The sequence below is a fragment of the Rathayibacter sp. AY2B9 genome (assembly GCF_002931595.1).
Classification (GTDB): Bacteria; Actinomycetota; Actinomycetes; order Actinomycetales; family Microbacteriaceae; genus Rathayibacter.
This window is the reverse complement of record NZ_PSUB01000009.1, coordinates 73,098-94,338: the sequence shown is the minus strand read 5'-3', so window position 1 is coordinate 94,338 and position 21,241 is coordinate 73,098. Positions and strand designations below refer to the sequence as shown.

Here is a 21,241-nt window from a genome sequence, read left to right as displayed (position 1 = left end):
CTCAGCCCCGCTTCGAGAAGGTGATGGGCTCCTCGACGTAGGGGCCCCACGCCTCGCGGAGCTCCTCCGGGATGCGCTGGGGCCTGCCCGTCGCGGCCGTGACCAGCACCAGAGTGGTGGCCGCCTTCGTGAAGAGCACCCGCGGGACGACGCCGGCGGGCGAGTAGAGCTCGTAGCAGACCTCGAGGCTCGCCCCGCCGATCCGCCCGATCCACAGCTCCACGTCGATCGGCGCGCGCATGTACGGGATCGGCGCGAGATACTCGATCTCCTGCCGGGCGATGAGGCTGATCGACTCGGCGCCCGGCCGTGCGTCGAGCACCGCCGTCGCCATCCCGCCGGGCTGCGGCGAGTCCGGCTTCCAGAACGCCTGGATGCGCGCCTCCTCGAGCAGGCGCAGCATCTCGGCGTTGTTCACGTGCGCGTAGGCGTCGAAGTCCGACCAGCGCAGCGGGATGGCGACGTGCAGGCGCATCAGTCGCGGGTGAGCTTGCGGTACGCGGAGCGGTGCGGCTTCGCCGCGTCCGGGCCGAGGCGCTCGATCTTGTTCTCCTCGTACGCCTCGAAGTTGCCCTCGAACCAGTACCAGTTGGCCGGGTCCTCCTCGGTGCCTTCGTAGGCGAGGATGTGGGTCGCGATCCGGTCGAGGAACCACCGGTCGTGAGTGATGACCACGGCGCAGCCCGGGAACTCGAGGAGCGCGTTCTCGAGGCTGCCCAGGGTCTCGACGTCGAGGTCGTTGGTGGGCTCGTCGAGCAGGAGCAGGTTGCCGCCCTGCTTGAGCGTCAGCGCGAGGTTGAGGCGGTTCCGCTCGCCACCGGAGAGGACGCCGGCCTTCTTCTGCTGGTCCGGGCCCTTGAAGCCGAACTGCGAGACGTAGGCGCGGGAGGGGATCTCGGTCTTCCCGACGGTGATGTAGTCGTGCCCGTCGGAGACGACCTCCCACAGGTTCTTCTGCGGGTCGATGCCGCCGCGGCTCTGGTCGACGTAGGAGATGTCGACCGTCTCGCCGATCTTCAGGTCGCCCGAGTCGAGCGGCTCGAAGCCGACGATCGTCTTGAAGAGCGTGGTCTTGCCGACGCCGTTCGGGCCGATGACGCCGACGATGCCGTTGCGGGGCAGCGTGAAGCTGAGGTCGTCGATGAGGACGCGCTCGCCGAACTGCTTGTGCAGCTTCTTCGCGTCGATGACCTGGGAGCCCAGACGGGGGCCCACCGGGATGACGATCTCCTCGAAGTCGAGCACGCGCGTCTTCTCGGCCTCGGCCGCCATCTCCTCGTAGCGCGCCAGGCGCGCCTTCGACTTGGCCTGACGGCCCTTGGCGTTGCTGCGCACCCAATCGAGCTCGGTGGTGAGCCGCTTGGCGAGCTTGGCGTCCTTCTTGCCCTGGACCTCCAGGCGGGCGCTCTTCTTCTCGAGGTACGTCGAGTAGTTGCCCTCGTAGGGGTAGAGGTGTCCGCGGTCGACCTCGGCGATCCACTCCGCGACGTTGTCGAGGAAGTACCGGTCGTGGGTGACGGCGAGCACGGCGCCGGGGTACTTCGAGAGGAACTGCTCGAGCCAGAGCACGCTCTCGGCGTCGAGGTGGTTGGTGGGCTCGTCGAGCAGCAGCAGGTCGGGCTTCTGCAGGAGGAGCTTGGTGAGCGCCACGCGGCGCTTCTCGCCACCCGAGAGGTTGGTGACGAGGGAGTCCCCCGGCGGGGTGCGCAGCGCGTCCATCGCCTGCTCCAGCTGCGAGTCCAGGTCCCAGGCGTCGGCGGCGTCGATCGCCTCCTGCAGGGTCCCCATCTCGGCGAGGAGACTGTCGAAGTCGGCGTCCGGGTCGGCCATCGCGAGGGAGATCTCGTTGAAGCGGTCGATCTTGCCCTTGATCTCGCCCACGCCCTCCTGGACGTTCTCGAGCACCGTCTTGGTCTCGTCGAGCTCGGGCTCCTGCATCAGGATGCCGACGGTGTAGCCCGGGCTGAGCCGCGCCTCGCCGTTGCTCGGCGTGTCCAGCCCCGCCATGATCTTCAGGATCGTCGACTTGCCGGCGCCGTTGGGCCCGACCACGCCGATCTTCGCTCCCGGCAGGAACGACATGGTGACGTCGTCCAGGATCAGCTTGTCGCCGACCGCCTTCCGCGCGCGCACCATCGAGTAGATGTATTCAGCCATGCCCAGTCCTCAAGTCCGTCGGTCTGCGCGGAGTCGGGTCGCCCGCCGGTGGTCTGCTCCGCGCGGAGGCGCTGACGGAGGCTCGGACCGGGGCGGGACGCCGGGCCCCGGCCGACGCGGAGCGCAGGCCGCGGGACCGTCCGCACCAGTCGAGGATAACGGGAACTCGCCGGTCCGCGTCGGAGGGACCGTCTGAACGCGGACCGCCCTCCGCTCCGGCCGGGCCGGTGGGGAGGGCGGATCGCGTCAGCGGCCGACGGTGCGGATCAGCTGCAGGGCGTCAGGCGCTCCACCGCCTCGGACAGCGTGTCCGTGCTGCCGAGCAGGATCACCTGCGTCGCCTTGGATGCGGTGATGTCGGCGAGGACCGCCCGGGGCACGCAGGTGGGCTGGACCGCGAAGAGCGGGCTCCCGGTGTAGCCCGCCGCCGTGGCTCCGGCCAGGGCGTCGGGGAACTTCTCACCGGTCGCGAGGTAGACGGTCTTCGCCGAGGTGAAGGCCGCCTTGTTCAGCTTCTCCGAGGTGTCGTACCGGTCGGTCCCGCCGATGCGGGTGATCACCGGGCCCGTGATCGAGCGCTCGATGCCGGCGCTGACCGAGAGCGAGGAGCCCGCGATGGTCAGCGTCCTGATCTTGAGGCCGCTGATGATCTGCTGGGTGAGGGGGTCCACCGTGGAGCCGGTTCCGTTGGTCAGCACCACCGGAGCGTCCTTGGCGCCGGCCGCGGCGCTGGCGCTCAGAGCGTCGGGGAACTTCTCGCCCGTCGCCAGCCAGGCCCTCGAGGAGCCGCCCCTGAAGGCGTCCTGGAGGATCAGCTTCGAGGTGTCGTAGCGGTCGACTCCGCCGAGGCGCGTGATGTTCCTGTTCGTCGCGTACCCGGCCAGGTCGTTGTAGACCTGGCTGCCGACGCTGAGCTCGGAGCCGACGACGACGATCTTCGCGGGCTTGAGACGCGTCAGCTCGGTGCGGACGACCTGGCTCATCGAGTCGCGGTCGACCAGGAGCAGCGGCCCGCCCGCCTTGGCCGCGGCGGGTCCGGCGCTGAGCGCGTCCGGGAAGTTCTGCCCGGTGGCGACGTAGACGACGGGGACGTTCGCCGGGAAGGTGCGCTTGGACACCTCGACCGCGGTGCCCTGACGGTCGGTGCCCGAGATGCGCGAGACGACCGGCGAGCCGGCGGGCGGGGCCGTCGGCGTTGCGGTCGGCGTGGGCGTGACCGGAGGAGTGGTCGGGGTCGGCGTGACCGGCGGGGTGGTCGCGGTGGCCGTCGGGGTCGGCGTGACCGGCGGGGTGGTGGCTCCGCTTCCCGTCACACGGACCGCGGCGTCCGACGTGATGGTCGCTCCGCGGGGCTGCTCCACCCTGCCGTTGCTGATGCCGGTGACCTGGAGCAGGCTGCTCACGCGGTTCTTGTAGGCGTCGTAGGCGCTGGACGGGATCGTCACGGTGACCTTGGACTGATCGTTGTCCGCGACCACCTGGGCGGGGATCCGCTCGGTCCTGCTGGGACCGACGTAGGCGGCGAGCCCCTGGAGGTCGTAGAAGCCGTCCCGGTTGGACTCGAGGACGACGGTGTCGCCGCCCTTGACCTCCACGACGTCGACGTCCTTCTTGTACGCGAAGTACGCGGCGCTCCGCTGCAGCGTCTGCGCGGTCCCGCTGAGGTCGACCCCGCCGACACCGCCGCTGCCGGAGGCTTCGGCGACGGAGAGGGTGGCCGACGTGGTCAGCTCGTAGCCGCTGTCGACCGGCTGGCCGATCGGCTCCTCGGGGTTCTTGATCGGCTGCTTCTGCGCAGTGATCTGCAGAGCGACGGTTCCACTGCCGAACGAGGCGAGGGGCTGCTTCAGGTCGATGCGGAAGCTGCGACTTCCGGACGCGAGGGTCGCCGACCCGGCGAGGTCGTAGTCCCCGATGGCCCAGTTGTAGGTCGTGAACGCCGGGTACGGTCCCGTCGGCCGAGCGGAGTCGGAGAGCGTGACGTCGAGCCCGGTGACGTCGCCCGCGACGGCAGCGGTCTGGGCGGCCGAGAAGGTCTCCGTCGTCGACCAGTTATAGGGACTGACCTGCGCGGACAGACGCTCCTGCTCGGCGGCGGCCGCTCCGGCTCCTGTCGTCACTCCGAGGACGACGGCTGCCGTGCTCGCGACCGCGATGGCGGCGCGCCTCCACCTCGCTCGCGTCGTCGTCTGCGGTCGGGATGTGATCATGGCGAGTTCCCCCTCGTCGTGGTCCTCGTGCCGAGCACTCCTGTCGGCACGTCCGTCGCGGTGCCCGCGCTGGGGCCCACGTGTCGGTCAGGGCAGCCTAACCGTGCGGAGCGGCGTCCCGGGGAGGGGAAGGCGCCGCCGACCACCGGGATCGTCGACCGGTCCGCGCGCACGAGGCTGTGCTCACGCTCGGATCCGCACCGGTCGGAGTGGTCCTGCAGGAGCGACGGGCGAACACCGGGCTCTCTCGGACTCGACGGGCGAGGGGCTTTGTCGAGGATCCTTTCGTCCTTTCCGACCCCGACCGGGGCTCATGGCGGAGCGGTTCCCGGTCGGAGCGAGCGCGTCAGCCCTGGATCGGGACGGTCCGGCCGACCAGGCAGGCGCCGGTCGCGATCGGAGCCGCGATCACCGCCCGCACCCCGCCGCTCTTCGGGCCGTACTGGCCGATGAGGCACGACTCCCCGAGCTTGACGGAGACCTGCACCGAGTCCGCGTCGAGTCCGACCGAGGTCTCGTCAGCCGTCAGCTGCATCGACTCGCGGGAGAACCCCGCCGCGACGAGCGCGTCGACCACGCTGGAGCCGCTCACCTCCGGATCGGGCTCGGCCGCCGCGCGAAGGGTCTGCTCGAACACGGGGAGGTTCTGCTCCGTCGTCCCGCCCGGCACGAAGGCGACGGGTGCGGTGGACTCCGCCGGTGCCGGCGCCTCGGCCGCGGAGGAGGACACCACGGGGTCCGGCGCCGACGGCGACGTACAGCCGGAGAGGCAGACGGCGAGACCGCCGAGCACGAGCGCGATGCGGGCCGCTCGGTTCCGTGTCACGCCCGGCTCCTCCCGACCGGGACGGCTCTCGCTCCGGTCCCCCGGATCAGAACGGGGTCTCCCCGGATCCTACCGAGAGACCGGGAGCGCCTCCGCCGACGCCCGCCGCCACCGGCGGCTCGGGCGCGGCATCACCGCGGTCATGGCCCGACGCGCCCCAGTCCCCCGCCGCGGCGCCCTCGCGCGGCGCCTCCTCGCTCCACGCGGGCTCGGCGGCAGGGGCGGGAGCAGAGGCGCGCCCGACGGTCTTCGTGAAGCTGCTGGTCCCCCAGGCGAGGTCGTGCCCGATGCCCTCGGCCGTGAGGACCACATCCGTACCGGCCTTGCCTCCCGCCTCCCAGGCCCTCACCCCGAGCCGCCCGGTGACGAGGATCCGGTCGCCGCGCGACAGGGAGGACAGCGCGTTGCCGGCCAGGCCGTTGAACGCGGTGACGGTGTACCAGTTGGTCGAGACGTCGACCCAGCGCTGCTCCGAACGGTCGTAGCGCCGCTGCGTCGAGGCGAGCCGGAAGCTGGTCATCGCGGTGCCGCTGGAGGTGTCGATGCTCCGGGGCTCGGTGCCGATGGTCCCGATGACGGTCAGCGTGTCGGTCATGGTCGTGTCCTCTCTACTCCTGCCCCGCCACGGCTGCGACGGGCACGGCGCCCGGGCGGAGGGGGCTGGTACCGCTCGGGCGCCGCAGGGCCAGTGTCGCGACGAAGGGCCCGTCTCCGAGGTGGAGGCGGGCCCTTCTGGGGAGAGGACGAGCGGATCGTCCCCTGTGGAGGAGCGTTACGACGCGGTGATGTACCTCGAGTAGGACTTGCGGATCTTGTTCACCTTGGGCAGTGCGACCGCCATGCAGTAGCCCTGGCCCGGGTTCTTCGCGAAGAAGTCCTGGTGGTAGTCCTCGGCGGGGTAGTAGACGCCCAGCGGCGAGATCTCGGTGACGATCGGGCCGTCCCACCACTCGGACGCACGGTCGCGCGCGGTCTCGAACAGCTCCTTCTCCTCGTCGGAGGAGTAGAACATCGCCGAGCGGTACTGCGTGCCGACGTCGTTGCCCTGGCGGTTCAGCTGTCGCGGGTCGTGCAGGGTGAAGAAGACGTCGAGGACGACCTGCTCGGGGATGACCTCGGGGTCGAAGGTGACGGCGACGGCCTCGGCGTGGCCGGTGCGCCCGGAGCAGACGTCCTCGTAGTCGGGCTCGGTCGTGCGGCCGCCGGTGTAGCCGGAGACGACGTCGGTCACGCCGTCGAGGACGCGGTAGACGGCGTCCAGACACCAGAAGCATCCTCCGGCGAGTACGAATGTGCGCATTGCGTGTGACTCACTTCCTGTCGCGTCGACGTGTCCGGGGTGCCGGAGGCGTCAGTCGGTCCAACACGCTCACCGCCCCCTGCATTCCGCGGATCCGCCCCCTGCAATAGAGTCGCGGCGTGAGCTACGACGCCGCCCCCGCCCGCTACGACCGCATGGACTACCGACGCACCGGACGGAGCGGCCTGCTGCTGCCCGCCCTGTCGCTGGGCCTCTGGCACAACTTCGGATCCGACCGCTCCCTCGACACGCAGCGCGCGATCCTCCGCCGCGCGTTCGACCTGGGCGTCACCCACTTCGACCTCGCGAACAACTACGGACCGCCCTACGGCGCCGCCGAGACGGCCTTCGGCCGCATCCTCGCGGAGGACCTCCGCCCGTACCGCGACGAGATCGTCATCTCGTCCAAGGCCGGTTACGACATGTGGCCCGGCCCGTACGGGGACGGCGGCTCGCGCAAGTACCTGCTCTCCTCGCTCGACCAGAGCCTGCAGCGGATCGGCGTCGACTACGTGGACGTCTTCTACTCGCACCGGCCGGACCCGGAGACTCCGATCGAGGAGACCATGGGCGCTCTCGTCTCGGCGGTGGAGTCGGGCAAGGCGCTCTACGCCGGCATCTCGAACTACTCGCCCGAGCAGACCCGGGCCGCGCAGGCGGCACTGGCGGGCAGCGGAGTGCCGCTCCTCCTGCACCAGCCCCGCTACTCGCTCTTCGACCGCGGACCCGAGGACGGCCTCTTCCCCGTGCTCGACGAGCTCGGCACCGGCTGCATCGTCTTCTCGCCGCTGGCGCAGGGGCTCCTGACGGACCGCTACCTCGACGGCACCGTGCCGGAGGGGTCCCGTGCGGCGACGTCGCGCTTCCTCTCCTCCGACCGGATCGACGAGGCGTACCTGACGCGCGCCCGCGGCCTGAACGCGATCGCGCAGCAGCGCGGCCAGTCGCTGGCCCAGCTCGCCCTGAGCTGGGTGCTCCGGGTGCCCACCGTCACGAGCGCCATCATCGGCGCGTCGAGCGTCGCGCAGCTCGAGCAGAACGTCGCCGCGCTGGACGCCGGCCCCCTCTCGCAGGAGGAGATCGACGCGATCGAGGAGTTCGCGGTGCACGGCACGACCCTGCGCTGACGCCCCGGCGGGGATGTCGGTGGTCGGCCGTAGTCTGCGACAGCACTCGGCCGGTGGGTGCTCCGACACTCGAGCAGGAGGAACCGATGTCCCTGTCCACGCTGCACGCCACCCGCACCCCGCCGACGCTCACCCGGGTCAACGCCCGGCTGTGGCGCGTGAGCACCGGCTCGGGTGCCGTCGTCGGCCACATCGAGCTGGTCGAGGATCCGCTCGGCGAGCGGTACCGCGCCCGGCTGCTGCGTGCGGGCATGCCCGCCGGCGCCGAGCTCGGCGAGTTCTGGAGCGTCGACGACGCGATCGAGGTCTTCCGCGTCGCCTGACGCGCCGATCCGCCCGGTCGGCGGCGTGCCGAACGGGCGGCGGCGACCGCCCCGGATAGCGTTCGCCCCATGCAGTGGTGGAACGAGTTCATGTCCTGGATCCGCACGAGCGACGGGCACCAGGCGGTCTTCACGGCCGCTGTGGTCCTGCTGGCCGTGGTGGTCGGAGCGATCGTGATCGGATCCGTCTTCCGAGCGTCCATCGCGCGCCTCATCCGTCAGCAGGATCACGAGCGGAAGAACGCGGTCATCGCGACGCTCGTCGACGCCGCGGTCGATGCCTCGGCCTGGAACTTCCTCAGCAGCCCGGAGCGCGTCCTCAGCGACCGCGCGTCCGCGCAGGCCGAGACGCACCTGCGCCTCCTGCCCGTCAAGGGCTCCGGAGTCGCGGCCAACTGGGCCGCTCACGAGCTCGCCGAGCTGAAGCACACGTCGAGCACCGGCGGATACCAGACGCAAGCGAGCGTGGGCGAGTTCCGCGACCGCCTCGTGCAGTGGCGGGACAAGCCCGGACGCGCCCGGAAGGCCTTCCTCGCCGACCTCGAGCGCTGGCGCTTCTCGGAGACGGGTCGAGACCGCTCCGCCGAGCCCGCTCCGTCGTCCGATCGGGCCCCGAGCACCTCCGAGGCCGCTTCCCAGCGCACCGCTCCCCCGGCCGCCGCACCGACCGCCGTCGCACCGGTCGTCGTCGGCGCGGGCTCCGCCTCCGGCTCTGCAGCCCCGCAGACGCCCACGATCGTCCTCCCCGCGTCGGCCGGGGACGCCTCGCAGGAGGAGACCCGCCGCCTGCTCGCCGACGTCGACCGACTGGAGGTGCCCTCGCGCGAGCGTCCCGTGGAGGAGCTGCCGCCCGTCGACCCGCAGCGCTCGGCTCCTGCCGTCGAGCCGCAGCCGGATGCGGAGCACGACGCGACGCCGTCGGCTCCGGCCGACGGAGACCGCGACGACGTGCCGGCCGATGACGAGGCCGTCGTCCGGGCGGACGAGGCCCGGTTCGAGCGGTCCGCCTCGGACGACGACCGAGGCCAGGAGCGCAGCTCGGTCTGAGTGCTCCCGACCACGAGAAGAAGGCCCCGATCGCGAGTGCGATCGGGGCCTTCTCCGTGGTGCGGGCGGTGCGTGTACTGACTAGCTGTGTGCATCACGTGCACGGGCGACTCGGCCGACCAGTACGGCGAGGGGCGCCGCGACGATCGTCCACGCGACGGCGATTCCACCGAGGATGGCGAGGAGCAGCATGGTCGTACCTCCGTTCGTTACGTCGTTGTAATTCCGGACACCCCAAGACTAGGTGCCTGAACGACACTCAAACGACTTCGGGTGGGAAACACGCCGGTGTTGCCTCCGATTTGCCGGTGTGTTACTGGTGCAGCGACCGCGAGTCCTCGTCCGAGGGTCACCGGAGCGGAGGAAAACCCCGTGGGTGCCGGGCGTCACTCCTCGGAGGAGCGCAGCGCCGCCCGAGGAGGGGCCGCGACGCGCTCGAAGGACGGGCGCGAGGCGCCGTCGATGATCCCCGGGCCACCGGGGACAAGACCTGAGACCGCGACCGGAGCGCTCCCGATCCGATGGTGCCCCCGGCAGGAATCGAACCTGCGACCAAGAGATTAGAAGGCTCCTGCTCTATCCGCTGAGCTACGGGGGCGGACTCCGACCACGATACCGAAGCGCAGGGGCCGCGCCCGCCGGGGCCTAGGCGCCCCGGACGAGTCCCAGCACTCCCACGACCAGGGAGACCACGGCGAGGGCGAGCGACACGCCGATGAGGACCGTGTGCACGCGGAGGAAGGTCGTCGCGCGGCCGTCCGCGTCGCGCGCCCGCGGGTCCTTGCGGACGCGGCGGAGGAAGGGCGGCCAGACGATCGCGTTCCACACGGCGTTGACGATGAGGAGGCAGCAGGCGAGCGTGATCACGAGGGTCCAGTGTAGGAGGAGCGAGGCGGCCGGACCGGGTGTCGGCGGCCGCCGATAGACTGCCCCGCATGAGTAGCGCCCCCGACCGTCTTGTCTGGATCGACTGCGAGATGACGGGGCTCGACCTCTCCGTCGACGAGCTCGTCGAGATCGCCGTCGTCGTCACCGACTTCGAGCTGAACCCGCTCGACGAGGGACTCTCCCTCGTCATCCGGCCCGACGCGACCGCGCTCGAGAACATGGGCGACTTCGTCCGGTCGATGCACGAGACCTCCGGCCTGCTGGTCGAGATCCCCTCCGGCGTCAGCGTCGCGGAGGCCGAGTACGAGGTGCTGGAGTACGTGCTGAAGCACGTCCCGGCCGAGCAGCAGGCCCCCCTCGCCGGCAACTCGATCGGCACCGACCGCGCCTTCCTCGCGAAGTTCATGCCGCGCCTCGACGGCCACCTGCACTACCGCAACGTCGACGTCAGCACGATCAAGGAGCTGGCACGGCGCTGGTTCCCGCGCATCTACTTCAACGCGCCCAAGAAGCACGGCGGACACCGCGCTCTCGCTGACATCCTCGAGAGCATCCGAGAGCTGCAGTACTACCGCCGTGCCGTGTTCGTGGAGCAGCCGGGGCCGAGCACCGCCGAGGTGCAGGCCGTGTCGGCCGCCGTCGTGGACGAGTTCGCCTCGCGGATGTAGTACTCTCGTACAGTTGCTTCGGCGGGTCACCCCGCCGGAACACGCTCCTGGTGGGTATAGCTCAGTTGGCAGAGCGCCTGGTTGTGGTCTAGGAGGTCGCGGGTTCGAGCCCCGTTACTCACCCCAGTGGCTGTGCATGCAGCGGAAGAGGCCCGGAGTTCCGACTCCGGGCCTCTTCGCACATCCGGCGACCGGCAGCGATCGCCGACGCAGAGAGGTCCCGGATGCTCGAGCTGGACGAGGACGCCTTCGAAGCCCTGGTGATCTCCGAGCTCGACGCGCTCCCGGACGACATGGTCGACGGGCTCGACAACGTCGTGTTCGTCGTGGAGGACCGGCCCGAGGACGGGACCCTGGATCTGCTCGGCTACTACGACGGCGTCGCCCTCACCGAGCGCGAGCGCTACGGCTTCGGCGAGATGCCCGACCGCATCGTGCTGTTCCGCGAGCCGCACCTCGCCGCGTGCGACGATCTGGACGCGCTGCGCGACGAGATCCATGTCACCCTCGTCCACGAGATCGCGCACTTCTACGGCATCGACGACGACCGGCTGCACGAGCTCGGCTGGGCCTGATCGCCGCCGAGGGCGAGCCTCTCACCGGCATCCGCGCGTCGCCGCGCTCGGAGGGGACCCCTCAGCCGCGCACCGCTCCCCCGCCGCCCGTGTCCAGCACGAGGTCGGCGCTCTCCCGGGGCCGCTCCCGAGCGCAGTAGGAGCGGAAGTCGCGGTCCCAGGCGTCCCAGTGCGGAGCGAAGAGCTCGCCGTCGCGCTCGAGCGCGCGCACGCGCCGCACCTCGTCGTCGGCCTCGAGCCAGACCACCAGATCGGCGTGGCGGCGCGCGGCGGCGCCGGCCGATCCGCAGCCCTCGAGCACGAGAAGCGTCTCGCGGACGACGCGGCGCCCGGCCGTCGTCCCCGCGGCCCAGTTCCAGGGCCGCCAGTGCGCCGCGAGGCCGAGGCCGTGGGGGCGGACGAGCGTCCCGGCCGTCTCCCGCGACGCCCGGTCCAGGCCCGTCCAGCCGGGGTAGAGGTCGTCCATCCGCACGAGCGCGACCGACGATGCCGCCGGCGCGAGACGGAGCTGCTCGACCAGCGCGCGCGCGAACGTCGACTTGCCGGAGCCGCTCGGTCCGTCCAGCAGCACCGTCCGACGACGCCGCGCGATCACGGAGCGGGCGAGGTCGCCCGCCGTGTGATCCGTCAGCGGCAGGATCCGCTCAGCCATGCAGGACGAAGCTCCAGGAGCCGGTGACGACGGCGGCGGTCACGGCGACGGCAGCGATCAGCACTCCGCCCGCGAGCAGCAGGAGGTCGCCGCCTCCGAGGCGCGACTGCCGCGCCCAGGTGCGCGGGACGCCGGAGCCGAAGCCCTTCGCCTCCATCGCCGTCGCGAGCCTGCTCCCCCGCCGGATGGCCAGCACGAGCAGCGAGAACGTGCGGGCCGCGAGGCTGCGGAGCGCCTCGACGGGCCCGCGGCCGTCGGCGACCCCACGGGCCCGGCGGGCCATCGACAGGGTGCGCCAGTCGTCGACGAGCAGACCGACGAGCCGCATGCCGGCGAGAGCGCCGAGCACGAAGCGCGAGGGCAGGCGCAGGATCTGCGCGAGGCCGTCCGCCAGGTCCGTCGGGTCGGTGGTGGCGATGAGGACCACGCTCGGCAGTCCGATCGCCAGGACGCGCAGCGCGATGGCCAGCCCGAGGGCGACGGATCCCTCTGTGACCGAGACGATGAGGAACTCCGCGTAGACGGCGCCGCTGTCACGCCCGTAGAGGACTGTCGAGAGGCCGGCGAGCGGAGCCGCGATCCAGACGGGAGCCGTCCGCCGCACGAGCTCACCCGCCCGGAGCCCCGCGAAGGGCAGAACCAGCAGCTCGAGCGCCAGCGCCGTCGCCGCGGAGACCGCATCGACCGTGAGGAGGAGCGCGAACGCGATGACCAGGCTGGCGAGGAGCTTGGCGACCGGGTTGGCCCGGGCGATCCGGCTGCGCGCGGGCACGGAGTCGAGGAGCGTCATCCCGACACCGCCTCGCGGGCGCCGAGGGTGACGACCGAGTCGGCGAGGGCGGCGACCAGCGCCTCATCGTGGGTGACGGCGAGCACCGCCGTGCCCGCGTCGCGCTGCTCGGCGAGGAGGTCGACGAGCACCTCCCAGGTCAGGCGGTCCTGCCCGAACGTCGGCTCGTCGAGGACGAGCACGGACGGCGACCGGGTGAGGGCGGACGCGACGGCCAGGCGCCGCTTCTCGCCTCCGGAGAGGGTGAACGGATTGGCGTCGGCGAGGTGCGCGAGGCCGAGGCGCTCCAGGAGCTCCTCCGCCCGATGCCGCTCCGTCTCGTCGCGGGCGCCCAGCGCGAGCTCGGCGCGCACGCGAGCGGTGAGGAACTGGTGCTCCGGCTCCTGGAACACCATCGCGATCCGTCCGGCGAGCTGTGCCGAGGTCCAGCGGATCGGCTCCGGGCCCGCACCGGCGCGGAGCGACTCGGAGGCGGTCACCCGCCCCGCGACCGGCGGCAGGAGACCGGCCAGCGTGAGCGCGAGGGTCGACTTCCCCGCGCCGTTGGGTCCCAGCACGGCCGTGGCCCGCGCGGAGTCGACGGCGAGCTCGAGCCCCGAGGCCACGATGGTCGAGCGGCGGCGCCCGAGGACGGGCCGGCCGATGGCGAGGTCGTGCGCGCTCAGGGCGGCGGGCGAGGGCAGCACGCTCGCCCCGCGCCGGGCGGGGGTGTCACCGGGCAGCCAGACGCCGGAGGCGCGGAGCACGTCGTGCGTTCGATCGAGGACCTCGACTGGAGCGCCGTCGGCGACGACCGCGCCGTCCCGCCCGAGCACCACGACCCGGTCGACGAGGCCGACCCACACGTCGACCCGGTGCTCGACGACGATCAGCGTCGCCCCCGTGCGGGCGGCCGTGCGCTCCACCGCCGCCCGCACCTCGCGTACACCGTCCGGATCGAGGTTGGCGGTGGGCTCGTCGAGGAGCAGGAGCCGCGGACGCATGGCGAGCACACCCGCCAGGGCGAGCCTCTGCTTCTGCCCGCCCGAGAGCGCCGATGTGGAGTGGTCCAACGGCACGTCGAGCCCGACGTCGCCGAGCGCCTCCCGCACCCGCGCGGGGATCTCCTCGCGCGGCACGCCGAGGTTCTCGCAGGCGAACGCGACGTCGTCGCCGACCCGCGCCAGGACCGCCTGGGTGTCCGGATCCTGCAGCACGAGCCCCGCGACACCGCGCCGGGTGAGCGGCGCGGCTCCGTCGATCTCGAGCTCGCCGGCCGCGGAGCCGTCCTCCTCCCCGCCGAGGACGCCGGCCAGGGCGTGCAGCAGCGTGCTCTTTCCCGCGCCGGAGGGGCCGAGGAGCAGCACGCGCTCCCCCGGCTCCAGCGCGAGATCGAGGCCGGAGAGGGCGTCGCGCGAGCGTCCCGCATGCCGCCAGCTCCAGCCCCGCGCCCGGACGGAGGCGCCGCTCATCGAGCGCCCGCGCCGGCTCCCTCGACCGTCCGGCCCTCGCGCCCGGAGGCGAAGCGGTCCAGCGCTCCCGAGGCCGCGAGCCCCCGCACCGCGAACCAGGACAGCAGCCCGGCCAGGAGCGCACCCGAGACGATCGAGGAGGCGACGTAGACGGTCTTGAAGAGCGCGTCGTTGACGGCGTAGTACGACAGCAGGTCGTTGATCGCGAGGGCCAGCCCGGCACCGGCACCGGCCAGCATCGCGACGAGCGGACGGCCGCTGCGGTAGAGGAAGAGCGCCAGGACGATCTCCGCGCCGAGTCCCTGCACGAGTCCGGAGATCAGCACGGTGAAGCCCCACTGGGTGCCGATCAGAGCCGACACGGCCGCGGCGACCAGCTCGGTGTAGAGCGCGGCTCCGGGCTTGCGGATGATCAGGCCGCCGAGGACGCCGGCGAAGAGCCAGCCGCCGCCGAGGAGCCCGCCGAGCCCGGGCAGGAACTCGAAGGCGAGGCCGAGGACGTTCGTCGCCAGGCCCCAGGCCCAGAAGACGATCCCGCTCGCGACGGCGACGACGCTCGCCACCACGATGTCGACGACCCGCCAGCGCAGATCGCGCCGGGCCGGGGCGGAGGAGGTGAGGTTCTGCGCGTTCGTGTTCTGCGCGTTCGTGTTCTGCGCGTTCGAGTTCTGCGCGTTCGTGTTCTGCGCGTTCGTGTTCTGCGCGTTCGTGTTCTGCGCGTTCGTGTTCTGCACTGACGTGCCCTTTCGTGGAAGCGAATGGAGGGCACGGGTTGGTAAGAGGAGATCGAAACGTTCCTTCGCTGGCATGACCCAGATCAGGTTCGACGGTCGAAGGCTGCTGCCTTCCTCTCAGCCCGGTGCACCGGACTCCCGTGTTCGTCGGCAATCATAGACGTCATGTCGTGGTCGGTGGTCGTCGTCCTGGCCGTGCTGCTGATCGTCCTGCTGCAGGCCCTGCTCTGGCAGCGCCGTGCGCGGATCCGCCGCGAGCTGCTCAGCTACGGCACGCGGGTGCCGGCGCGCGTCGTCGGGCCGGATCCGGCACGCGGCGATCGCGATTCGGCACGGGATCTGGGCAGGCTCCTGGTCGTCTACCGGACCGCCGAGGGTGTGGAGAAGCGCGCGCAGAAGTACCCGCTGAAGCGGGGGGACGCGTGGATGGCCGGTGAGCCCGCCGCGGTGATCTACGACCCCCGCCGGCCGGACGACGCCGAGCGTCTGATCGTCGGCTTCGGCCGGACGAAGAAGAAGTGGTACCCCGCGCGCCAGCAGCGCGCCAGCTGACGCGGGGCCGCTCCGGCTACTTCTTGAGGGCGCGGATGATGCGCGCGAGGGCCTTGCCGGTCACCCACACGAAGGGGATGCCGACGGCGAGGACCGAGATAACGTTCGGCTGGAACCGCAGGCCGAGGTCGTCCTTGATGTACGCGCCGATCGGGATGACCGTGGCGCCGCCGCCTCCGCCGCCGCCCTCCTGGCCGTCCTCGGAGCCGCTGCCTCCGCCGAAACCGAACCAGCGGAGGGCGACGGGGACGAGCGAGACGCCGTCGACGGTGACGGGCTCACCGTAGATCGTCGCGGTACCCGCGGTGGTGACGGTGTCGGCCAGGGAGACTGCGATGTTGGGCATGGTGCGACGGTACTCCGCGGCTCTCCGCGGCGACAAGCGGCCCGCCGGGGCGCACAGGACTCGTCCATGGACCTCCGGGGACCTGCTGCCATGATCGACGGATGTCCGCCCGCACCCGCCGCCGCCGCCCCGTGCGCTCGGCCGCGGTGGCGGTCGCGAGCCTCGTGCTCGCCGCCTTCCTCGCCTTCCACCGCGCACTGCCCGATCCGATCGGCTGGCTGTCGGTCCTCGAGGTCGGGATCCCCTGGACGGGGCTCCTCGTGCTGCTCCTCATCGCGGCCGCGGCGGCCCTCCGGTCGCGCCGGACGGCGGCCGCGGTCACCGTGCTGGCGATGGTCTACGGCGTGCTGGTGCTGCCGGTCGCGCTTCCGGCGCCGGCCGTGCGCTCCGGCTCGTTCACCGTCGTCAGCCAGAACATCGAGACGAGCGGCGACGCCGGCGGGCTCGCCGCCTCGCTCGCCGCCCGCGGCCCCGACGTGATCGCGCTGCAGGAGCTCGACGGAGACGCCGTGGACGCGGTCGACGCCGAGCTGGCCGACGAGTACCCGTACTCGTCCGTCTCGAGCACCGTCGGCGTCTGGAGCCGGACCGAGCTGACCGACGAGGAGCCGCTCGACCTCGGTCTCGGCTGGGAGCGCGCGCTCGCCGTCGACGTCGACACACCGGTCGGCAGCGCACGCCTGTTCGTGGTGCACCTCGCCTCGTTCCGGCCGGGCGACCACGAGGAGCGGGACACCATGCTCTCGAACCTCGCCACCGCTCTCCGAGACGACGAGTCGGAGCGGACACTGGTCATCGGTGATTTCAACACGCCGACGGACGACCACCTGTTCGCTCCGGTGCTGGCGGAGGCGGGCCTCGTCCGCACGGGTGGAGTCGGCTTCCCGGCGACCTGGCCGTCCCTGCTGCCGCTCGTCTCGCTCGACCACGCGCTCGCCGACGGCGTCACCGCCGCGACCGTCGCGGTCCTGCCGCCGAACGGCTCCGACCACCGCCCGATCAGTCTGACGATCGGTTCCGCGTAGCGAGCGTGTCGCTGAGGTCGATCCCCTTGGCCGACTCGGGAGCCGACCGGGACAGGAGCGAGGCGGGACGCACGGCCCCGGAGCCGAAGCGGGCGGCCACGCCGTCGACAGCGAGCTCCGCGTCGCGCCAGTCGTCGGAGTCGCTCCACAGGGAGAACGCGACGTCGTCGCCCTCGACGAGCTGCTCGCCGCGCACGCCGATCAGCCGCACGGGCCGCCGCATCGGGTTGGCTGCCTCGAGCAGCGCGGAGGAGGCCTCGTAGAGGACCCGGGCCACGTCCGTCGCCTCGACGAGCGTGCGGGAGCGGGTGAGGGTGCTGAAGTCGCCGAAGCGCACCTTCACCGCGACGGTGCGGCAGCGCACTCCCGAGCGGCGCATCCGCACGGCGACCTTGTCGCAGAGCCGCAGCAGCTCACGACGGACGAGCTCGGGGTCGGCCACGTCGTCGGCGAACGTGATCTCGTGTCCGGCGCTCTTCTCGATCTGGCGGGTGTCGACCGGCCGGGGATCCACCCCGTTCGCCAGGGCGTGCAGGCGCCTCCCGGTCGCCTCGCCGAGGGCGGACACCAGCGACGGCAGCGGCGTGGTCGCGACGTCGGCGACGGTGCGCAGACCGCGGCGCAGAAGCGCCTCCTCCGTGCTCGCGCCGACTCCCCACAGCGCGCTCACGGGCAGCGGATCGAGGAACTCGCGGACGCCGTCGGCGGGGACGACCAGCAGACCGTCGGGCTTGGAGCGGCCGGAGGCGAGCTTGGCGACGAACTTGGTGCTGGCGATCCCGACCGAGCAGGTCAGCCCGAGCTCGGCGTGCACCCGGCGGCGGATCTCGGTGCCGATCGCGAACGGTGAGCCCGAGATACGGCGGGCACCCGCGACGTCGAGGAACGCCTCGTCGATGCTCAGGCGCTCGACCAGCGGCGTGAAGGAGTCGAAGATCGCCATGACGCGGCGAGAGGCCTCGCGGTAGCGCTCCATGTGCGGCTCGAGGACCACGGCCTGCGGGCAGCGGCGGAGGGCGACCGCCATGGGCATCGCCGAGTTGACGCCGTAGCGGCGCGCCTCGTACGTCGCCGCTGTGACGACGGAGCGCGCTCCGTGGTGGCCCACGATGACCGGCCTCCCGCGCAGATCCGGCCGGTCGAGCAGCTCGACGGAGGCGAAGAACGCGTCCATGTCGATGTGCATGATGCTCGCGCGCGGGTCGTCGAAGGGCTCGGTCGTGACCTGCCGCCCCGTGCCGTCCTGCTTGCTCACGCGGTGCCGTCCTGCTCGCTCACGCCGTGCCGTCCTGCTTGCTCACGCCGCTCCGTCCTGCTCGACCACACCTCCGGACATGATCGCACCCACCACCGACATCGGCTTCCCGGCCGCTGCGCCCGGGCCGGCCGGGAATGAGCGCCGACCACTCGCGGTTGACCCGAGCACCACGACGCTCCGGAGAGACCATGACGCACGAGCAGCCCGACTCCCCCACCGCCACCGAGACCGGCCCCGGCGCCGAGATGAGCCGCTGGCTCGATCTGCAGGACCGCGCCCACCGCGCCTTCGAGCTCCGGCTGAGCGCCGTCGAGGACTGGTCGGCCCCCACGCCCGACACCGAGTGGGACACGCGCGCTCTGGTGCTGCACGTCGTCCGCGAGCAGCAGCGCGCGCACACGCTCCTCTCGGGGGGCGACGAGTCGGCGCTGCGCCTCGAGTCCGTCGCCACCGATCTGAGGAGCGAGTGGCGCCGCGTGACCGACCGCCTGCGCGACGCTGTCCGCACCGTCGACCCGGCCGCGACCGTGCAGCTGGGGCGCGACACCGTCAGCGCCGTCGAACTGCTGCAGGAGCAGACGGCCGATGTGACCGTCCACGCCTGGGACCTCGCCCGCGCGACCGGCAGCGACGACCGGCTGGACGAGGAGCTCGTCGCAGCGGTCTGGGAGCTCTTCGCACCCCAGGAGGAGACCCTGCGCGCGAGCGGCCTCTACGCCGCGCCCGTGCCGGTCGACGACGCCGCCTCCCTCCAGAGCCGCCTGCTCGCCATCACCGGACGCGACGACCGCCTCGCCGCCTGACTGCCCGGTGCCCGGACGCCGTCAAGGCCTGGGGGCGTCCAGGGTCGCCGCGGCAGGATGGAGGGGACCACGAACACGGGGCGACCCGCCCCGACGAGGAGAGGAACGTCCATGACACGCATCGCCGTCATCGGAGCCCACGGCAAGGTGGGGCAGCAGATCCTGCACCTGCTCTACGACGCCGGCCACGAGTCGGTCGGAGTGATCCGCAACCCCGATCACGCCGAGGACATCGTCCGGCTGGGCGGCGAGCCGCTCGTGCACGACCTCGAGGACACGACGCCCGAGGCCTTCGCCGAGGCGCTGGGCCACGTCGACGGCATGGTCTTCACCGCCGGAGCCGGACCCGACTCGGGCCCGGAGCGCAAGCGCACCGTCGACCTGGGGGCGTCCGTCCTCAGCCAGAAGGCCGCCGCGATCGTCGGGGTCCAGCACTTCGTGCAGGTCAGTGCGATCGGTGTGGACGAGCCGCTCCCCGAGGACACGGAGGAGGGCTGGAAGGCCTACGTCGAGGCCAAGCGCGACGCCGACGCGGCACTGCGCGACTCCGGCCTCGACTACACGATCCTCCGCCCGGGCGGGCTGACGGACGACGAGGGCACCGGCACGATCACGCTCGGCACCTCCGTCGAGAAGGGGAGCATCCCGCGAGCGGACGTCGCCGCGACGGTGATCGCCGCCCTGGCGCAGCCGACCTCCATCGCGAAGACGTGGGAGATCGTCTCCGGTCCCACCCCGATCGAGGACGCGGTGGCTCAGGGAGCCTGAGCCCCGGCACCTCCTCCTAGAGTGGGGCGGGTGAGCACCCACCCGCCCCGCCCCTGGATCCGCAGCTACGCGCCCGGCGTGCCGACGGAGCTCGAGCTCCCGACCGGCTCGCTCGTCGACATCGTCACCGAGTCGGCCGAGCGCTATCCCCACCAGGTCGCGCTCGAGTTCTTCGGCCGTTCGACCAGCTACTCCCAGCTCGCCGACGAGGTGGAGCGGGCCGCCGAGGGCCTCCGCCGCCTGGGCGTCCGCGCGGGCGATCCTGTCGCCCTCGTCCTCCCGAACTGCCCGCAGCACGTCGTCGCCTTCTACGCCGTCCTCCGGCTCGGCGCCGTGGTGGTCGAGCACAACCCGCTCTACACCCCGCGCGAGCTGCGCCACCAGTTCGAGGACCACGGCGCTCGTGTCGCGATCGCCTGGAACCGCGTCGTGCCGACGGTGCAGGACCTCCCGGCCGATCTCGGCGTCGAGACCGTCGTCGCCGTCGACCTCACCCGCGCGATGCCCGCCTCGATGCGCGCAGCCCTCCGCCTGCCGCTGAAGAAGGCCCGGGAGTCGCGCGCCGCGCTGACCGGGCCGGTCCGCGGTGCGATCGAGTGGGAGTCGCTGCTGAGGCGGCGGATCGACCCGGCGCACCCGCGCCCGGTCGCGAAGGACCTCGCGGTCATCCAGTACACGAGCGGCACGACCGGCACGCCCAAGGGCGCCGAGCTGACCCACGTGAATCTGACGGCGAACGCCGCCCAGTCGCGCGCCTGGGTGCCAACGGTCCGCCGTGGCGACTGCGTGGTCTACGCGGTGCTCCCCATGTTCCACGCCTACGGGCTGACGCTCTGCCTCACCTTCGCGATGAGCATGGGCGCGCGCCTGGTGCTGTTCCCGAAGTTCGACCCGGAGCTGGTGCTGAAGGTCGTCAAGAAGCACCCCGCCACCTTCCTCCCGGCCGTTCCGCCGATCGCGGAGCGCCTGGCGCGCAGCGCGCAGCAGCGGGGCGTCTCCCTCCGCGGCATCGAGATCGCCATCTCCGGCGCGATGCCGCTCGACCCGGCGCTGGTCGAGTCGTTCGAGGCGCTGACCGGAGGCACGCTCGTCGAGGGCTACGGCCTCTCGGAGACCTCTCCGGTCCTCATGGCGAACCCGGTCGGTCCGACGCGACGCGCCGGGACGGTCGGGCTCCCGCTTCCCGGCACCGACGTGCGGATCGTCGATCCCGAGGATCCCGACACGGAGGTGGCGACCGGCGAGCAGGGCGAGCTGGTCGTGCGCGGTCCGCAGGTGTTCCGGGGCTACCACCGCAAGCCCGACGAGACGGCGGCGACCTTCACCGGCGACGGCTGGTTCCGCACCGGCGACATCGCGACGATCGACGAGGACGGCTTCGTGCGCATCGTCGACCGGATCAAGGAGCTCGTGATCACGGGCGGCTTCAACGTCTCGCCGTCCGAGGTGGAGGAGGTGCTGCTCCGCCTGCCCGAGATCAAGGAGGTGGCGGTGGTCGGCCTGCCCGATCCGCGCAGCGGCGAGTCCGTGGCGGCGGCGGTCGTCCTGGAGCCGGGCGCGCAGCTCGACGTCGCAGCCGCCCGCAAGGCCGTCCGGGAGGCGCTGACCCCCTACAAGGTGCCCAAGCGGATCACCGTCGTCGACGAGCTGCCGCGGAGCATGATCGGCAAGGTCCTCCGCCGCCAGGTGAAGGCCATGCTGACCGACGAGGACTAGCCCGGAACGAGCGAGGGCCCCCGAC

The 21,241-nt window shown here is 72.1% G+C and carries 23 protein-coding genes, 2 tRNA genes and 1 riboswitch; of the genes, 11 read left to right on the top strand and 14 right to left on the bottom strand.

All coding sequences use genetic code 11. The annotated features are described in order from the left end of the window. Position 1: 1 nt before the first annotated feature. The 6 genes from C5C25_RS10400 to msrA form a co-directional block, all read right to left on the bottom strand. On the bottom strand, positions 2-475 hold the full coding sequence (locus tag C5C25_RS10400) for a thioesterase family protein (protein WP_104223707.1): 474 nt from the start codon (positions 473-475) through the stop codon (positions 2-4). Next, a complete protein-coding gene (gene ettA / locus C5C25_RS10395; RefSeq protein WP_104223708.1) occupies positions 475-2,157 on the bottom strand; it encodes an energy-dependent translational throttle protein EttA in 1,683 nt (560 codons plus the stop codon). The genes C5C25_RS10400 and ettA overlap by 1 nt, the downstream gene beginning before the upstream one ends. Positions 2,158-2,423: 266 nt before the next feature. Next, positions 2,424-4,367 (bottom strand): cell wall-binding repeat-containing protein, encoded by a 1,944-nt coding sequence (locus C5C25_RS10390; protein ID WP_104250553.1) that lies wholly within the window; start codon positions 4,365-4,367, stop codon positions 2,424-2,426. Positions 4,368-4,713: 346 nt separating this feature from the next. Further along, positions 4,714-5,193, bottom strand: coding sequence for a DUF6993 domain-containing protein (locus C5C25_RS10385; RefSeq protein ID WP_104250552.1), 480 nt, complete (start codon positions 5,191-5,193; stop codon positions 4,714-4,716). A gap of 46 nt (positions 5,194-5,239) precedes the next feature. Further along, positions 5,240-5,788 carry a single-stranded DNA-binding protein gene (locus C5C25_RS10380; protein WP_104232526.1) on the bottom strand — a complete coding sequence of 183 codons (549 nt, stop codon included), beginning with the start codon at positions 5,786-5,788 and terminating at the stop codon, positions 5,240-5,242. Positions 5,789-5,965: 177 nt separating this feature from the next. Then, positions 5,966-6,493: a peptide-methionine (S)-S-oxide reductase MsrA gene (gene msrA / locus C5C25_RS10375; protein ID WP_104223713.1), complete on the bottom strand. Its 528-nt coding sequence runs from the start codon at positions 6,491-6,493 to the stop codon at positions 5,966-5,968. Between the two features lie 119 nt (positions 6,494-6,612). Here msrA and C5C25_RS10370 point away from each other — a divergent pair, with 119 nt between their 5' ends. From C5C25_RS10370 to C5C25_RS10360, 3 genes are all read left to right on the top strand, one after another. Further along, positions 6,613-7,620, top strand: coding sequence for an aldo/keto reductase (locus tag C5C25_RS10370; protein WP_104223714.1), 1,008 nt, complete (start codon positions 6,613-6,615; stop codon positions 7,618-7,620). A gap of 86 nt (positions 7,621-7,706) precedes the next feature. Then, positions 7,707-7,943: a hypothetical protein gene (locus C5C25_RS10365; protein WP_104223715.1), complete on the top strand. Its 237-nt coding sequence runs from the start codon at positions 7,707-7,709 to the stop codon at positions 7,941-7,943. Between the two features lie 69 nt (positions 7,944-8,012). After that, the gene (locus C5C25_RS10360; RefSeq protein WP_104250551.1) at positions 8,013-8,990 is read left to right on the top strand and encodes a hypothetical protein; all 978 of its coding nucleotides are present in this window, start codon (positions 8,013-8,015) and stop codon (positions 8,988-8,990) included. Positions 8,991-9,512: 522 nt separating this feature from the next. Here the strand turns inward: C5C25_RS10360 and C5C25_RS10355 are convergent. Together C5C25_RS10355 and C5C25_RS10350 are read right to left on the bottom strand one after the other, a co-directional pair. Beyond that, positions 9,513-9,588, bottom strand: a tRNA-Arg gene (locus C5C25_RS10355). Positions 9,589-9,635: 47 nt separating this feature from the next. After that, positions 9,636-9,857: an SCO4848 family membrane protein gene (locus tag C5C25_RS10350; RefSeq protein ID WP_104223717.1), complete on the bottom strand. Its 222-nt coding sequence runs from the start codon at positions 9,855-9,857 to the stop codon at positions 9,636-9,638. A 68-nt stretch (positions 9,858-9,925) separates the two neighbouring features. Here C5C25_RS10350 and orn point away from each other — a divergent pair, with 68 nt between their 5' ends. The 3 genes from orn (at position 9,926) to C5C25_RS10335 (ending at position 11,121) form a co-directional block, all read left to right on the top strand. After that, entirely contained in the window at positions 9,926-10,546 is a 621-nt protein-coding gene (orn, locus tag C5C25_RS10345) for an oligoribonuclease (protein ID WP_104223718.1), read from the top strand. 50 nt (positions 10,547-10,596) lie between these two features. Then, positions 10,597-10,672, top strand: a tRNA-His gene (locus C5C25_RS10340). 98 nt (positions 10,673-10,770) lie between these two features. Beyond that, complete coding sequence (locus C5C25_RS10335; RefSeq protein ID WP_104223719.1) at positions 10,771-11,121, top strand: metallopeptidase family protein; 351 nt, start codon at positions 10,771-10,773, stop codon at positions 11,119-11,121. Between the two features lie 61 nt (positions 11,122-11,182). Here the strand turns inward: C5C25_RS10335 and C5C25_RS10330 are convergent, their stop codons facing one another. The 4 genes from C5C25_RS10330 to C5C25_RS10315 are packed head-to-tail and all read right to left on the bottom strand — an operon-like array spanning position 11,183 to position 14,748. Next, positions 11,183-11,773 carry an AAA family ATPase gene (locus tag C5C25_RS10330; RefSeq protein WP_219814402.1) on the bottom strand — a complete coding sequence of 197 codons (591 nt, stop codon included), beginning with the start codon at positions 11,771-11,773 and terminating at the stop codon, positions 11,183-11,185. Continuing rightward, positions 11,766-12,563 carry an energy-coupling factor transporter transmembrane protein EcfT gene (locus tag C5C25_RS10325; RefSeq protein WP_104250550.1) on the bottom strand — a complete coding sequence of 266 codons (798 nt, stop codon included), beginning with the start codon at positions 12,561-12,563 and terminating at the stop codon, positions 11,766-11,768. The genes C5C25_RS10330 and C5C25_RS10325 overlap by 8 nt, the downstream gene beginning before the upstream one ends. Then, positions 12,560-14,014: an ABC transporter ATP-binding protein gene (locus C5C25_RS10320; RefSeq protein WP_104250549.1), complete on the bottom strand. Its 1,455-nt coding sequence runs from the start codon at positions 14,012-14,014 to the stop codon at positions 12,560-12,562. The genes C5C25_RS10325 and C5C25_RS10320 overlap by 4 nt, the downstream gene beginning before the upstream one ends. Continuing rightward, the gene (locus tag C5C25_RS10315; RefSeq protein WP_374955571.1) at positions 14,011-14,748 is read right to left on the bottom strand and encodes an ECF transporter S component; all 738 of its coding nucleotides are present in this window, start codon (positions 14,746-14,748) and stop codon (positions 14,011-14,013) included. Before C5C25_RS10315 ends, C5C25_RS10320 begins: the two co-directional genes overlap by 4 nt. A gap of 43 nt (positions 14,749-14,791) precedes the next feature. Continuing rightward, positions 14,792-14,899: riboswitch (TPP riboswitch) on the bottom strand. 14 nt (positions 14,900-14,913) lie between these two features. Between C5C25_RS10315 and C5C25_RS10310 the strand changes: the two genes are divergently transcribed. Next, positions 14,914-15,300, top strand: coding sequence for a DUF3592 domain-containing protein (locus tag C5C25_RS10310; RefSeq protein WP_104223723.1), 387 nt, complete (start codon positions 14,914-14,916; stop codon positions 15,298-15,300). 16 nt (positions 15,301-15,316) lie between these two features. Here the strand turns inward: C5C25_RS10310 and C5C25_RS10305 are convergent, their stop codons facing one another. Beyond that, positions 15,317-15,646, bottom strand: a complete 330-nt coding sequence (locus C5C25_RS10305; RefSeq protein ID WP_104223724.1) for a hypothetical protein — start codon at positions 15,644-15,646, stop codon at positions 15,317-15,319. Between the two features lie 101 nt (positions 15,647-15,747). Between C5C25_RS10305 and C5C25_RS10300 the strand changes: the two genes are divergently transcribed. Next, on the top strand, positions 15,748-16,671 hold the full coding sequence (locus C5C25_RS10300) for an endonuclease/exonuclease/phosphatase family protein (RefSeq protein WP_104250548.1): 924 nt from the start codon (positions 15,748-15,750) through the stop codon (positions 16,669-16,671). On the opposite strand, the gene dinB is transcribed toward C5C25_RS10300, so the two are convergent. Next, positions 16,646-17,926 (bottom strand): DNA polymerase IV, encoded by a 1,281-nt coding sequence (dinB, locus tag C5C25_RS10295; RefSeq protein ID WP_104226745.1) that lies wholly within the window; start codon positions 17,924-17,926, stop codon positions 16,646-16,648. The two genes, C5C25_RS10300 and dinB, sit on opposite strands and share 26 nt — an antisense overlap. Positions 17,927-18,117: 191 nt before the next feature. On the opposite strand from dinB, the gene C5C25_RS10290 reads away from it, so the two are divergent. The 3 genes from C5C25_RS10290 (at position 18,118) to C5C25_RS10280 (ending at position 21,216) form a co-directional block, all read left to right on the top strand. After that, on the top strand, positions 18,118-18,732 hold the full coding sequence (locus C5C25_RS10290; protein WP_258062280.1) for a TIGR03086 family metal-binding protein: 615 nt from the start codon (positions 18,118-18,120) through the stop codon (positions 18,730-18,732). Positions 18,733-18,843: 111 nt separating this feature from the next. Beyond that, positions 18,844-19,500: an SDR family oxidoreductase gene (locus tag C5C25_RS10285; protein WP_104223727.1), complete on the top strand. Its 657-nt coding sequence runs from the start codon at positions 18,844-18,846 to the stop codon at positions 19,498-19,500. A 30-nt stretch (positions 19,501-19,530) separates the two neighbouring features. Continuing rightward, entirely contained in the window at positions 19,531-21,216 is a 1,686-nt protein-coding gene (locus C5C25_RS10280) for a long-chain-fatty-acid--CoA ligase (RefSeq protein WP_104250583.1), read from the top strand. Positions 21,217-21,241: the final 25 nt, after the last annotated feature.

What these genes read in the sequence shown, in the direction of transcription:
- C5C25_RS10310 (WP_104223723.1), top strand. Translation starts at nt 14,914, where the DNA reads ATGTCGTGGTCGGTGGTCGTCGTCCTGGCCGTGCTGCTGATCGTCCTG.
- C5C25_RS10300 (WP_104250548.1), top strand. Translation starts at nt 15,748, where the DNA reads ATGTCCGCCCGCACCCGCCGCCGCCGCCCCGTGCGCTCGGCCGCGGTG.
- C5C25_RS10290 (WP_258062280.1), top strand. Translation starts at nt 18,118, where the DNA reads ATGACGCACGAGCAGCCCGACTCCCCCACCGCCACCGAGACCGGCCCC.
- C5C25_RS10360 (WP_104250551.1), top strand. Translation starts at nt 8,013, where the DNA reads ATGCAGTGGTGGAACGAGTTCATGTCCTGGATCCGCACGAGCGACGGG.
- C5C25_RS10335 (WP_104223719.1), top strand. Translation starts at nt 10,771, where the DNA reads ATGCTCGAGCTGGACGAGGACGCCTTCGAAGCCCTGGTGATCTCCGAG.
- orn (WP_104223718.1), top strand. Translation starts at nt 9,926, where the DNA reads ATGAGTAGCGCCCCCGACCGTCTTGTCTGGATCGACTGCGAGATGACG.
- C5C25_RS10285 (WP_104223727.1), top strand. Translation starts at nt 18,844, where the DNA reads ATGACACGCATCGCCGTCATCGGAGCCCACGGCAAGGTGGGGCAGCAG.
- ettA (WP_104223708.1), bottom strand. Translation starts at nt 2,157, where the DNA reads ATGGCTGAATACATCTACTCGATGGTGCGCGCGCGGAAGGCGGTCGGC.
- C5C25_RS10330 (WP_219814402.1), bottom strand. Translation starts at nt 11,773, where the DNA reads ATGGCTGAGCGGATCCTGCCGCTGACGGATCACACGGCGGGCGACCTC.
- C5C25_RS10305 (WP_104223724.1), bottom strand. Translation starts at nt 15,646, where the DNA reads ATGCCCAACATCGCAGTCTCCCTGGCCGACACCGTCACCACCGCGGGT.
- C5C25_RS10325 (WP_104250550.1), bottom strand. Translation starts at nt 12,563, where the DNA reads ATGACGCTCCTCGACTCCGTGCCCGCGCGCAGCCGGATCGCCCGGGCC.
- C5C25_RS10400 (WP_104223707.1), bottom strand. Translation starts at nt 475, where the DNA reads ATGCGCCTGCACGTCGCCATCCCGCTGCGCTGGTCGGACTTCGACGCC.
- C5C25_RS10365 (WP_104223715.1), top strand. Translation starts at nt 7,707, where the DNA reads ATGTCCCTGTCCACGCTGCACGCCACCCGCACCCCGCCGACGCTCACC.
- C5C25_RS10390 (WP_104250553.1), bottom strand. Translation starts at nt 4,367, where the DNA reads ATGATCACATCCCGACCGCAGACGACGACGCGAGCGAGGTGGAGGCGC.
- msrA (WP_104223713.1), bottom strand. Translation starts at nt 6,493, where the DNA reads ATGCGCACATTCGTACTCGCCGGAGGATGCTTCTGGTGTCTGGACGCC.
- C5C25_RS10380 (WP_104232526.1), bottom strand. Translation starts at nt 5,788, where the DNA reads ATGACCGACACGCTGACCGTCATCGGGACCATCGGCACCGAGCCCCGG.
- C5C25_RS10320 (WP_104250549.1), bottom strand. Translation starts at nt 14,014, where the DNA reads ATGAGCGGCGCCTCCGTCCGGGCGCGGGGCTGGAGCTGGCGGCATGCG.